Annotated in this window: 10 protein-coding genes; 2 read left to right on the top strand and 8 right to left on the bottom strand. The window is 57.1% G+C overall.

The genetic code is table 11. The annotated features are described in order from the left end of the window. The gene (gene recG / locus AC07W5_RS01335; RefSeq protein WP_495010440.1) at positions 1 to 2,076 is read left to right on the top strand and encodes an ATP-dependent DNA helicase RecG; all 2,076 of its coding nucleotides are present in this window, start codon (positions 1 to 3) and stop codon (positions 2,074 to 2,076) included. 78 nt (positions 2,077 to 2,154) lie between these two features. After that, positions 2,155 to 3,555, top strand: a complete 1,401-nt coding sequence (locus AC07W5_RS01330) for an aminoacyl-tRNA deacylase and HDOD domain-containing protein (RefSeq protein WP_494990911.1) — start codon at positions 2,155 to 2,157, stop codon at positions 3,553 to 3,555. A 135-nt stretch (positions 3,556 to 3,690) separates the two neighbouring features. Here AC07W5_RS01330 and AC07W5_RS01325 read toward each other — a convergent pair whose 3' ends face one another. The 8 genes from AC07W5_RS01325 to tssM form a co-directional block, all read right to left on the bottom strand. Beyond that, a complete protein-coding gene (locus tag AC07W5_RS01325; protein WP_495022658.1) occupies positions 3,691 to 4,503 on the bottom strand; it encodes a hypothetical protein in 813 nt (270 codons plus the stop codon). A 157-nt stretch (positions 4,504 to 4,660) separates the two neighbouring features. After that, positions 4,661 to 5,110 (bottom strand): hypothetical protein, encoded by a 450-nt coding sequence (locus tag AC07W5_RS01320; protein WP_494990913.1) that lies wholly within the window; start codon positions 5,108 to 5,110, stop codon positions 4,661 to 4,663. Positions 5,111 to 5,260: 150 nt separating this feature from the next. Beyond that, the gene (locus AC07W5_RS01315) at positions 5,261 to 6,079 is read right to left on the bottom strand and encodes a hypothetical protein (RefSeq protein WP_494990914.1); all 819 of its coding nucleotides are present in this window, start codon (positions 6,077 to 6,079) and stop codon (positions 5,261 to 5,263) included. A 160-nt stretch (positions 6,080 to 6,239) separates the two neighbouring features. Next, positions 6,240 to 6,809, bottom strand: a complete 570-nt coding sequence (locus AC07W5_RS01310; RefSeq protein WP_495022657.1) for a hypothetical protein — start codon at positions 6,807 to 6,809, stop codon at positions 6,240 to 6,242. A 505-nt stretch (positions 6,810 to 7,314) separates the two neighbouring features. Further along, on the bottom strand, positions 7,315 to 7,695 hold the full coding sequence (locus AC07W5_RS01305) for a helicase (protein ID WP_494990915.1): 381 nt from the start codon (positions 7,693 to 7,695) through the stop codon (positions 7,315 to 7,317). Between the two features lie 129 nt (positions 7,696 to 7,824). Continuing rightward, positions 7,825 to 8,835 carry a serine/threonine-protein kinase gene (locus AC07W5_RS01300; RefSeq protein ID WP_494990916.1) on the bottom strand — a complete coding sequence of 337 codons (1,011 nt, stop codon included), beginning with the start codon at positions 8,833 to 8,835 and terminating at the stop codon, positions 7,825 to 7,827. After that, positions 8,832 to 9,560, bottom strand: a complete 729-nt coding sequence (locus tag AC07W5_RS01295; RefSeq protein WP_495022656.1) for a PP2C family protein-serine/threonine phosphatase — start codon at positions 9,558 to 9,560, stop codon at positions 8,832 to 8,834. The genes AC07W5_RS01300 and AC07W5_RS01295 overlap by 4 nt, the downstream gene beginning before the upstream one ends. After that, positions 9,560 to 13,093, bottom strand: coding sequence for a type VI secretion system membrane subunit TssM (gene tssM / locus AC07W5_RS01290; protein WP_495022655.1), 3,534 nt, complete (start codon positions 13,091 to 13,093; stop codon positions 9,560 to 9,562). The genes AC07W5_RS01295 and tssM overlap by 1 nt, the downstream gene beginning before the upstream one ends.

The raw sequence follows: 13,093 nt of genomic DNA, 5'->3' as shown, positions 1-13,093 counted from the left end.
ATGACTGAGCTGTCGAAGGTGCCGGTCACGGCGCTCAAGGGCGTCGGTGAAGCAATGGCCGAGAAACTGGCCAAGGTCGGCCTGGAGAATCTCCAGGACGTCCTGTTTCACCTGCCGCTGCGTTATCAGGACCGCACCCGCGTAGTACCGATCGGCCAACTGCGACCTGGGCAGGATGCCGTGATCGAAGGTACCGTCAGCGGTGCCGACGTGGTCATGGGCAAGCGCCGCAGCTTGCTGGTGCGCCTTCAGGATGGCACCGGCGGGCTGAGCTTGCGCTTCTACCATTTCAGCAACGCACAAAAAGAAGGCCTCAAACGCGGCACCCGCGTGCGCTGTTATGGCGAGGCCCGGCCCGGCGCGTCGGGGCTGGAGATTTATCACCCGGAATACCGCGCCATCAACGGCGACGAACCACCGCCGGTGGATCAAACCCTGACGCCGATCTACCCGCTCACCGAAGGCCTGACCCAGCAACGTTTGCGTCAACTGTGCCAGCAAAGCCTGGCCCTGCTCGGCCCGAGCAGCCTACCCGACTGGCTGCCGGAAGATCTGGCGCGGGACTATCAGCTGGCCCCGCTGGACGACGCGATTCGCTACCTGCACCACCCACCGGCGGATGCCGACGTCGACGAACTCGCCCTAGGTCATCACTGGGCGCAACACCGGCTGGCGTTCGAAGAGCTGCTGACCCATCAACTGTCTCAGCAACGCCTGCGTGAGAGCCTGCGCTCCCAGCGTGCGCCAGCCTTGCCGAAAGCCAAAGAGTTGCCGGCGAAATACCTGGCCAACCTGGGCTTCTCGCCCACGGGCGCGCAGCAACGGGTCGGCAATGAAATCGCCTACGACCTCAGTCAGCGCGAGCCGATGCTGCGGCTGATTCAGGGTGATGTTGGCGCCGGCAAGACCGTGGTCGCCGCCCTCGCCGCCTTGCAGGCACTGGAGGCGGGCTATCAGGTTGCATTGATGGCACCCACCGAGATTCTTGCCGAACAACATTTCATCAACTTCAAGCGCTGGCTCGACCCCCTGGGAATCGAAACCGCCTGGCTGGCCGGCAAGCTCAAAGGCAAAAACCGCGTAGCGGCGCTGGAGCAGATCGCCAACGGCGCGCCGATGGTGGTTGGTACCCATGCGCTGTTCCAGGACGAAGTGCAGTTCAAGAACCTCGCACTGGTGATCATCGACGAACAGCACCGCTTTGGTGTGCAGCAGCGTCTGGCCCTGCGTCAGAAAGGCGTGGGCGGGCGGATGTGTCCACACCAGCTGATCATGACCGCCACGCCGATTCCGCGCACGCTGGCCATGAGTGCCTACGCGGATCTCGACACCTCGATCCTCGACGAACTGCCGCCTGGCCGGACCCCGGTGAACACCGTGCTGATCACGGATACGCGGCGCATCGAAGTCATCGAACGCGTGCGCGCCGCCTGCGCTGAAGGTCGCCAGGCCTATTGGGTATGTACGCTGATCGAAGAGTCCGAAGAGCTCACGTGCCAGGCCGCCGAAACCACCTACGAAGACCTGACCAGCGCCTTGGGCGAACTGCGGGTCGGACTGATTCACGGGCGAATGAAGCCTGCCGAGAAGGCTGCGGTCATGGCCGAGTTCAAGGCCAGCGCCCTGCAACTGCTGGTGGCGACCACGGTGATCGAAGTCGGCGTCGACGTGCCCAATGCCAGCTTGATGATCATCGAAAACCCCGAACGTCTGGGTCTTGCGCAACTGCACCAATTGCGCGGCCGGGTTGGCCGGGGCAGCGCCGCCAGTCACTGTGTGCTGCTCTACCATCCGCCATTGTCACAGATCGGCCGTCAGCGCCTGGGTATCATGCGCGAGACCAACGACGGCTTCATCATCGCCGAAAAAGACCTCGAACTGCGTGGCCCCGGCGAGATGCTCGGCACCCGGCAAACCGGCCTGCTGCAATTCAAGGTCGCCGACCTGATGCGCGACGCCGATCTTCTGCCCGCCGTGCGCGATGCCGCCCAAGCCTTGCTTGAGCGCTGGCCGCAACACGTGAGCCCGCTGCTGGAGCGCTGGCTGCGTCATGGGCAGCAATACGGCCAAGTGTGAGCAGTGTTTCAGTTAATGGGCGATCACCCGAACCAAGCTGGTTATACTGGCGAAATTGTAAAAAAACGGATACAGGCCATGACCGAAGTTGCCCTTGCTACCGAAGCTCCGCACGCGCCGTCCGTTATTCGGCTGCTGCTCGGCAAGCTGGCTATCAGCTATAACGAAGTGCTTGACCACCCCGGCCTTCGCGCCGCGCGCAAGGTTCAGGCCGTTCTGCTGGACGACGCCGTCGGCACACTCATGGTGCTGTTCGCGCAGAGTCAACTTCTGGACCTCAACCGCCTCGCCGAACTGACCGGCCGACGCCTGACCGCGGTGCCTCTGGATCGCCTGGAGCGCATGCTCGGCAAACACAACCTGAGCCTGCTGCCCGGTCTGCCAGCGCTCACCAGCTCCCCCTGCCTCTATGAAGAAAGCCTGCTGCGCGAACCGAGCCTGCTGATCAACTCGGGCGAGCCGGGCCTGCTGCTGGAAGTCTCCAGCGAAGCCTTCAAAAGCATGCTCAACAAGGCCAGCGCCGCGAACTTCGGCGAAGCCCTGAACACGATCCGTCCGAACCTCGACCGCCCCCACGATGACCGCGAGGAAATCACCCAGGCGGTGCAAGCCTTCACTGCCCGGCGTATTCAGCAACGGCTGGAAGAGACCATCGAGATTCCACCACTGGCCGAGACCGCGCAGAAAATCATCAAACTGCGGGTCGACCCCAACGCCACCATCGACGACATCACCGGGGTGGTGGAAACCGATCCGGCCCTGGCCGCGCAAGTGGTGAGCTGGGCGGCGTCGCCGTACTACGCCTCGCCGGGCAAGATTCGCTCCGTGGAAGACGCGATCGTCCGCGTGCTCGGTTTCGATCTGGTGATCAACCTGGCGCTGGGCCTGGCGCTGGGCAAAACCCTGAGCCTGCCCAAAGACCATCCGCAACACACCACGCCGTACTGGCAGCAGTCGATCTACACCGCGGCAGTCATCGAAGGCCTGACCCGCGCCATGCCCCGCGCCCAGCGCCCGGAGGCTGGCCTGACCTACCTCGCAGGCCTGCTGCACAACTTTGGCTATCTGCTGCTGGCCCACGTCTTCCCGCCGCACTTCTCGCTGATCTGCCGCCATCTGGAGGTCAACCCGCACCTGTGCCACAGCTATGTCGAGCAGCACCTGCTGGGCATCAGCCGCGAGCAGATCGGCGCCTGGTTGATGCGCCATTGGGACATGCCGGAAGAACTGTCCACCGCCCTGCGCTTCCAGCACGACCCAGGCTACGACGGCGACTACGCTGAGTACCCGAACCTGGTCTGCCTGGCCATACGCTTGCTGCGCAGTCGCGGGATCGGCTCCGGCCCCGATGAAGAAATCCCCGACGCCCTGCTCGACCGCCTGGGCCTGACCCGCACCAAAGCCGATGACGTCGTCAGCAAAGTCCTGGAAGCCGAAGCCCTGCTACGCGAACTGGCCTCGCAGTTCAGCCAGGGCTAAAGCACCGCAGGCAAGAACTGGGCGGCCCCCTGCTCCTGCGGGTTACGCGAGCGTCGAACGGCTCATCAGACTCAATACCGGCTGTTCCCACACTCGATCTTATGTGGGGGAGCAGCCGGGCTACGCTGCGCTTGTTCACGAAGGCATAGAGAGTCTGGAGGGTGAATCAGTCAATTTTGGGGCTGGGATAACTGATTCACTCTCACTAAAGGCACTTTTATCAAAAATTAGATCGAGTATTTTCTGTGGGCTACCGTGGCCTTCAACCGTGTGTGTCCAATAGTTGAAGTCGCGGTCTATCCATCCTTGCAGTTGAGTTGCGTAACTCTCTGGGTACTGCGCCTGCTCGATGCCGGGCAACGTTTTATAGTGATCCAGTACCGCAGTGAAAAAGTGGGTGAGTTTTCCTGTGCCATTGTATTCAGCCGTCGCCATGGCTACGACCATTTGACGCCACGCTGACTCTTGGTGAAACGCTTCACTCCACGCCGCTCTTCTTTCATTGACCGTGAACGTTCCACTCTCATCATAGGTAATCAGCGCAAGCTGATCTCGTGACAGGCCAGCAAAAGGATTTGATCCACTCCCGTTTTCGAACTGTGTGGCTTTCCTGGCGCGAGCCAGAAGCTCAGGGTTATCTGTATTCGGAACCTCAGCGTCATTATTGGCCTTGTTGGCAAAGTAGCTGTCCCCCGCAACCTGGCTGAGCAACTCGGTAGCCTTCGCGCCGAGCGCCCTCCTGCTCAGACTTGCATCGCGAGCTTCGGCACGTGTTGCACTTTCGCTTAACTGCTGAGCAAGCAATGAAAGCCTGCCAGTGCCTCCAGAATTTTCTGTGACACGAGTTGCGGCACTGGCACTCGCTGTTGCGACAGATTGAGTTGAGGGGGTAGAGATACTGGCCGTCTGGTTATTAGTGAGCAGAGTCGAGCTTACTGAAGTCACCATTATGAGGCTCTCCTTAACATGAAGTTTTCATGGAAATATCTTTGGCAGACTTATTATTGGCAGCTTAAAAGCTGCATTTTTTGGCGCACAACACGATTGAAGTCCTTCTATCAAGGTAGGGCCGTGCAGAAAACTCTCCGCACGGCCCGATCAGGTATCACTTCATCGTAAATTCAACTGACCACGCGTAAGTTGTTGCGTTCATCGAAGTAGACTTCGCCGTGCAGGTTGCTCCACCACCAGCGGTGGCTCTATTGTTCCACTTAGGAATTTTCGAGCCCTGTGGTCCTGACATAGCGACAAAAGTCGCGATAAAAGTACAAGTTTTACCGCCCATCATGTAGCGCAAGTTAGCGTAATTGCCATCTGGAGAAACATTGCTTTGCACAACATAAGTGTCAGTCTCCCCACTCCTGACTAAAGCAACAGGTTTTGGAGTTGCATTATTATGGGTAGAAGCTTCGTTGCTTGTTCCAATCCTGTAAATCGCGTCGGTGTCCCCAACGTTCTTGAATGTCACTGTAACTGCGGGTCCGGCCAGCGCCGAACCTGCAGCGGAGATTGCGATAATTGTCATTGCTACAAAAAGTGATGTTGATACTTTCATGCGTAGTGCTCCCTGAATTATAAGTTGGTATTCCCTTACCGAATTGAACGCCGAAGATTTTTTGTGCGCTTTATATTCAATATCAGTGACTGGGCCAGTCTAGTGTGCTGAGCCATATCCACTCCCTGGATATGGTTCTTTTATCTAAACCTATGGAATCAAGTGCGCTAAGAATCCGGAGGGTGAATCAGTCAACTTTGGGGCTGGGACAGCTGATTCACTCTCGTTAAAGACACTTTTATCAAAAATCAGATCGAGTATTTTCTGTGGGCTACCGTGGCCTTCAACCGTGTGTGTCCAATAGTTGAAGTCGAGGTCTATCCATCCTTGCAGTGCGGTTGCGTAACTGGCTGGGTACTGCGCCTGCTCGATGCCGGGCAACGTTTTATAGTGATCCAGTACAGCAGTGAAAAAGTGGGTGAGCTTTCCTGTGCTGTTGTATTCAACCATCGCCATGGCTACGACCATTTGACACCACGCTGACTCTTGGTCAAACGCCTCACGCCACGCCGCTCTTCTTTCATTGACTGTAAACGTTCCACTCTCATCATATTTAATCAGCGCAAGCTGATCTGGTGACAGACCAGCAAAAGGATTTGTTCCGCTCCCGTTTATGAACTGTGTGGCTTTCCTGGCGCGAGCCAGAAGCTCAGGGTTATCTGTATTCGGAACCTCAGCGTCATTATTGACCTTGTTAGCAAAGTAACCGTCCCCCGCAATTTGGCTGAGCAACCCGGTAGCCTTCACACCGAGCTCCCTCCTGCTCAGACTTGCATCGCGTGCTTCGGCACGTGTCGCACTTTCGCTTAACTGCTGAGCAAGCAATGAAAGCGTACTAGTGCCTCCAGTATTTTCTGTGACACGAGTTGCTGCATTGGCACTGGCTGTTGCGACAGATTGGGTTGAGGGGGCAAAGATACTGGCTGTCTGGTTGTTAGTGAGCAGCGTCGAGCTTACTGAAGTCACCATTATGAGGCTCTCCTTAACATGAAATTTTTATGGAAATGTCTTTAGCAGATTTATGATTATCGGCAGCTTAAAAACTGCATTTTTTGGCGCACGACACGATTAAAATTCTTCTATCAAGGTAGGGCCGTGCAGAAAACTTTCCGCACGGCCTGACCAGGCATCACCTCATCGTAAATTCAACTGACCAAGCGTAAGTTCTTGCGTTCATCGAAGTAGACCTCGCCGTGCAGGTTGCTCCGCCATCAGCGGTGGCTTTATTGTTCCACTTAGGAATTTTCGAGCGCAGTGGTCCTGGCATAGCGACAAAAGTCGCGAGAAAAGTACAAGTTTTACTGCCCATCGTGTAACGCAAACTAGCGTAATTGCCATCTGGGGAAATATTGCTTTGTACAACATAAGTGTTAGCACCTCCACTTCCGACTGAAACAATGGGCTTTGGTCTTGAATTGACATGGGTAATAGCTTCGTTGTTTGTTACGACTGTGTAAGTCGCATCAGTGTTCCCAACATTCTTGAATGTCACCGTAACGGCGGGGCCCGCCAGTGCCGAACCTGCAGCGGAGATTGCGATAATTGTCATTGCTACAAAAAGTGATGTTGATACTTTCATGCTTAGCGCTCCCTGAATTTTAAGTTGGTATTCCCTTACCGAATTGAACGCCGAAGATTTTGTGTACGTTTTATATTCAATGTCAGTGACTGGGTCAGTCAGTCCAGCTTGCTGAGACATATCCACTCCCTGGATATGCTTCATTTAACTAAAACCTACTGGACCAAGTGCGCTACCGGGAAATCAGTCATTGGATTGATCGTTTGTCGTGCACTGTACCCAGCGTGTATCTGCCTGAACTAATCTCATGGTATGCGATGGGTTCTAATCGTGCATCCGAGACCCTTGTAGGCTGTTTCTGCTTGTAACGAAGGGCACTTCGGACATTTTCAATAAGGCGTGAATTGCCTGACCAAGAGATAGACATTTCTTCGGGTTCAAGCGGAAATTGCTTGTAGGCGTATATCGAGTAAGGGTTCAGCTTCGAAGTTGAGGCCCCGCCGTAAAAATCACCGCCCATAAAAAAGGCCACTGCAAACGCAGTGGCCGGGAGGCATCAACCTATTTTGGGACTAGACAACCACAGCAAATAAGTCCGTCTTCTTTTCCCCGATCTCATGTAGGAGCGCACCGGGCGCCGCTGCACTTGCTCACGAAGAAGTAGAAGTGGTCTGACTGACCAACCTCACACCTGCGGCTTTTTCTTCGGCTTCAAATACTTGGTCAGCCCCTGGAACCAGATCACCAGCGCCGGGTTGCCCTTGATCTGGATCGACTTGTCCTGAATCCCCGTCATGAACGCCAGTTGCTTGTTTTTCGCCTGCATCGTGGCAAAGCCGTACGCGGCGTCTTTAAAGGCAATGGCGAATGCCGGCGTTGGGTAAACACCCGCGCGGCTGGTAATACGCTGGTCTTTGACGAAGAAGTGACGGGCAACCTTGCCGTCAATCGTCTGCAACTGGAACACCAGTTCTTTATCACCCAATTGCTGCTGAAACGCCGGGTTGTTACGACTGGCTTTGCCCATCAACAGGCCCAGCATCCAGAGAAGAAAACGAAATTTCATGCTCACAGCCTCAAAGGAAAAAATGAACGGCCGGCGCAGTGTAGCGGCTTCATTGAAGAACGCCACCGTTGTGCAGCGTTAGAAGAAGATGATGCGGTTTTTGCGGCTGATGACTACTAAGTCACGGAATTATCCTGGCCAGCCCACTCTCTGTAGTAGCTGCCGCCAAGACTTGGGCACACACAGGGCATCGTGCAATTCACGAGTCGTAATTTTTCGATCTGCCACATCGAAGGCCAGCGCTGTTCGCAGGGCTGGCCAACAGTGTTTAGGAAGATGTTTGGGCGCTTTCAGTTGCCGCTCCAGGTGCACGTCACGGGCGTGGGTAGATGGCAAACGGCAGAACGGGTGCTTACCGCCCGCCAGTTCAAAGATTACACAGGCCACCGCGTACAGATCGGCACTGGCCGACAACGGTGCACCTTCAAGCAGTTCGGGGGCAGCGTAACTTGGCGTCCAGGCGTTGAATCGGCTACGGCTCAGCCGCGGCAAGCCGGGCAACACACCCTCCTCGGCCTGGCCGAGGCCAAAATCGAACAGCCGTACCCCTTCTTCACTGAGCATGACATTGCTCGGTTTCAAGTCGCCATGCAGCACACCGCGGTCATGAGCATAGGCCAAGGCGTTCATTAGCGGTACGGCGACATCCCGCAGCTCGCTCCACGGCAAACCGGTCGGCCGCTCGCAGAGCAACCTATCCAGGGTCAACCCGCGCATCAGCTCCATGGTGAAGAAGGCGCGCTGGAAATCGGCGTCCACTTCGAAGCTGTGTGGGCGCAGTACATTAGGATGGTGTAGCCGTCGGGTCAGGGCGAACTCGCTATAGAGCAAGGCGCTTGCATCCGGAGACTCGACAAATTCTTCGCTGAGTATTTTCAGCGCAATGTACGGGTCGGGATCGCCATACTGTTCGTGCAGCAGATCCCGTGCTCGATAGACTGCGCCCATGCCCCCGGCACCGAGCAGGCGCTCGATGCGATAACGCCCCCCGAGCACCTCCGGCAACTCGCTTGCGCGGGTTTTGGTCGGGACCATGACACGCGGCATTTCACGGGGTATGGCGAAGGCGAAACAAGTCAGATTGCCTGGTTCCTCTTCGGTCGCCAGCAAGCGATCCATCTGCGGTATGAGGTCACTCATTTGCGAATTACCACAGCGGTCAGGTTATCCCGAGCCGAGCCTCGCAAGGCGCTGTCGAACAAGCGCTCCAATGCCACTTGCGGCGAAAACAGGCTCAAGGCGTTGCCCAGCACTTCGCTGGACAGTCCTTGGTACAAGCCATCGCTGCACAGCAAAAATGCATCGCCTGGATAGACCTCGAGCTCGAGCACATCCAGGGTCAACTGTTCGCTGGCGCCGACCGCTCGGGTAAGCGCATTTGCGGACGGGTGGACTTTGGCTTGCTCGACACTCATCTGTTTTTCGTCGACCAATTGCTGTAGCAGTGAATGATCCCTGGACAGCTGATAGAGCCGCTGCCCGCGCCACAGGTAGCAGCGACTGTCACCGGCCCAGGTGCAGACTGCACGATTGCCCTCAAGCAACAGTACGACCACGGTGCTACCCATAATGCAGTCGCGCCGCTCGGCGGTGACGGTCAGTTCCTGTCCCAGGCGGCGGTTAAGCCAGTGCAGGCACTGGCGCACACCCTTGAGCCGTTCATCGAAGCCGTCTTGCGAAGGTAGTTCGGCGAGAGTGGCGACAATCAGCTGACTGGCAATATCGCCTCCCTGATGGCCACCCATACCATCGGCGACCACCCAAAGCCCCTGCTCCGGACAGGCCAGGAAGGCATCTTCGTTGCGCGCCCGAACCTTGCCCGGATCGGTACGCGCCGCGCTGCGCCAGGTACTGACACCCCCCATCAGAGCTGCGCCGGCATACGAAAGGTGCGCAACACGCCCATGTCGAACGGGTTCGGTGTGCGTTGGCTCAGCAGTAGATAGTTGGCGCGCAGGCCACCCAGATCGGCCTTGAGCACCATCACGTCGCGGCCGGTCAGGTACTCGGTCTGCATCAGGTCGAAAAGACGGAACAACGACCAAGGCCCGATGTTTTTCTCGATACCAATCGGTCGGCCGGCCATTTTTTCCAGGACCAGACTGGCACGACCGTCTTCTGCATCGCTCGGCCAATAGAAAGACGTCGACACAATCGGGCCATGGCGGTATTCCATCAACTGACTGCCGAAGCGGAATTCAGCGCGGCTCACGCCCGGGTCGAGGGTGTACGGTTCAAGCTTGAACTGCACCTGCGGCTCGGCTGGATTTTGTGCGAAGAAACTCTGGCGGATCACCTGCGCTGCGGCCATCTGGTCGAGGTAGCCCCTGGACATCGGCAGGCTGTGGCCATCGATGCTGCGCAAACGATAGTTGCCTGGATTGCCGTTGATGAAAGGCCTCATGTAGGTTTCGAAGAAGCCATCCACCACACCTTGCGCCTTGAAAAATTCGCGAAAGTCGTTGATGGCAACATCGCTGGTGCTATGGGCGTTGAACGGATAACGCTTGTTGATTGCCTTGTCGTAAAAGCTATAGAGCTCACTCTGATAGCGCTGGTTGAGGTGCTGGTAGGAATCGTTGAGCACCAGACGCCAAGTGTCCTCGGCTAGCAGGTTGAACCAGACACTCACCGGGCGCGGTAAGCGCATCGAGGCGTTCCGCAGGTTACTCAGTGCATCGCGCTGGCCGCTCATGCGGGTCTTGGCCATTTCGAAGGCGGCCTGCTCAGGCTGGCTCGCACGACCGAGACTGGCCAGCTGCAATTGCAGGTCGTTGAGCGCTTGCAGGGTTGGGGTCAGGTCAGCCGCTGGGCCGTTGTTGTCGTCCAGCAACCGATGCAGCGGCTCGAAACGACGTTGCAGGGATTGCTTCGCAGTGTCTGGCAGGTTCTTGGTCAGTGCACTCCGAGCATTGCCCAGAGCCGCAGCGCCAGCTGCAACCTTGCCCAGGATACTAACCTTCACACCGAACTTATCAGCGACTTCGGCCATGTCATCGACGTTGTCGGCGATGGTCGCAAAGCGTGTGTTTTCACGCACCGCGACCAACAGCAGCAGCAGCGGCGAATTGGCCGACGTCAGAGCGGCAAGCTGATCAGCGCCTTCGCCAGCATCGCTGAACGGCTGCAAACCAACCTGGCTGACGGCCTCGCCCCAGGCGTTGGCGTAGTCGCGGAAGTACAGCTGCTCAAGCTCGACCATCAAGCGCCGCAAATCCATGCCGCTGATGCTGCCGCCCTCGCCCAGCACCCAGTTGTCACGCAGGATATCGGTCACCAGGCTCGCGCCCTGGATGGTGAAATACTGCTGATAACCCTGCTGAGTGTAGAAGCCCGGGATCAGGTAATCGGTGCCGACAAACAAGCTACCTTGTGAGCCAAGATGCTGGCTAAGACGGTATTCCGGCAGATTGCGGGCTTGCTCGCGCAGAACCCGATAGACCACGTTGGCCAAGGATTCGCTACGCAATATCTGACGCGACTGGGCGACCAGTGCATCGTTGAGCGGATAGATAAACGGCTGTTTGAGCAGACGTTCGAAGTGCGCATTCAGTCCGCTCTGAACCGCGGGGTTACCGGGGTAACGCAGCGACCAATTGGACGCAACTCTCTCCTGCAGCCACGATGGGTCACGACGTTCCGTCATGCTCAACATCAGGTACGCGCGCAAGTTATTGAGCAGGCGATCGCGGTCTTTCATGTTGTCGCGGATCTGCCCTTCCAGCAGCTGTGCGACCCTTGGAAGCAGCTGTTTTTCCAGCTCTCGTTCATAGGAGCTCTTGAGCACCGGACCGGCCAGTCCACCCTGATACAGACCAACATGCTCATGTAGCGAAACATCACCTCTGGAGGCAAAGACCTTGGTCGCCTCAAAGGCCGTATCCAGCGGCTTGAGGACCGCCATCGCATCATCGCGTGCACTCAACGACGAACGCTGTTGAGTCCACTCTTGTGCCAGATCACGAATTCGCTCAAGACGCTCATGGTTGGCCGAATAACCTCCAGCCCAGAGAGAACCGAATAAGCCTAGCGCAACCAGTGCACCGACGTATAACGCACGCTGCCCCCAATGGATTCGGCTGTGCTCACGCTTTTCTAGCCCAACCAGATCGGCCTCAGGAAAAATCACTCGGCTCAACAAGTGGTGAATAAAACGCGCACGACCGCTGCGCAAGGTTGGCAGCACACCACTGCTCATGCTCAGGTTGGCGCCAATACTCGCAGTGTCCCGGTCAAGCTTTTCAGTCAGATATGGGGCGCTGGTCAGGTAAAAACCACGCAATTGGCTGACACGTTGATAGCGGTTGCCGGTAAACGCCATGTCGACAAACAGACACAGACGCTCGCCGATCTGCCCTAGCTGATGCGGAAAGTCGAGTATCCGTCCCCGACGCTGAGTGTCGCGCTCCTGGTGCATACGCATGATCACTTGGCTGTTGAGGCGCCGCAGCAGTTCTTCGAACTCCTGACGCAGCACCGCCACGTCAGTCCCGCCCTGCTCTTTGCGGAAACTGGTACCGAGTACCTGATCACTTTCTTCGCGGCTCAGCTGATCGAAGAACTCATCGAAGCCCAACAACTCATCGGCTTTGCTCAGGACCAGATAGATCGGTAAATCGACATGCAGCTTCTGGTGAACATCTTGCAGACGCGCACGGACCTGGCGCGCGAGGATATCAAGGTCCTGTTCACTGCTGGCCAGTAGCATCCCGACGGGAATAGTCACCAGCACGCCATTGAGCGGACGGTTGCGGCGACGAGTGCGCAGCAGACTCAGCAAGGTTGTCCAGGCACCGCCGTCAACGTCGGCGTCGGGCTGGGTCAGGTAGCGACCGGCGGTGTCGATTAATACGCCGTGATCAGCGAAGTACCAGTCGCAATGCATAGTCCCGGTGGTATCGCGGGTCAGTTTGCGTTCGATCTTGTTGATCGGAAACTCCAGCCCCGAAAAGTCCAGCAGGCTGGTCTTGCCGCTGCCCTGCGGTCCGATCAGCAGGTACCAGGGTAAATCGTCGCGCCAGCGTTCACTGCGACCGCGATACAAACTCGAACTCTTCAAGGTGCGCAAGGCATCCTTGAAGCGGCTGCGCAGTTCTTTATGCTCTTCGTCGATCAGCTCTTCACGGCGGAGGCGATCCTGGCCGCCCTCGCTTTCTTCAACCTGTTTCTTGCGCACACCGGTATGCCAGCTGGCAAAGACCATAGTGAGCCCCCAGATCAGGAATAACACACTGATGGTCAGTAAACGGGAGGTCGAACCTTCCCAGAACTTGTAGTCATTGACGGCGAGCAACGGTCCGATGAACCAGACCAACATCGCTACGAAAAGCACCAGCAGCAACGTCCAGACCCAGGTCCTGCGCACAAACGCGCCGACTTTTTTGAAGAAAAATCTCAT

Source organism: Pseudomonas sp. GW821-FHT01E05, from assembly GCF_059422425.1.
The sequence above is the reverse complement of the archived record's forward strand: the minus strand, read 5'-3'. Positions and strand labels throughout refer to the sequence as shown.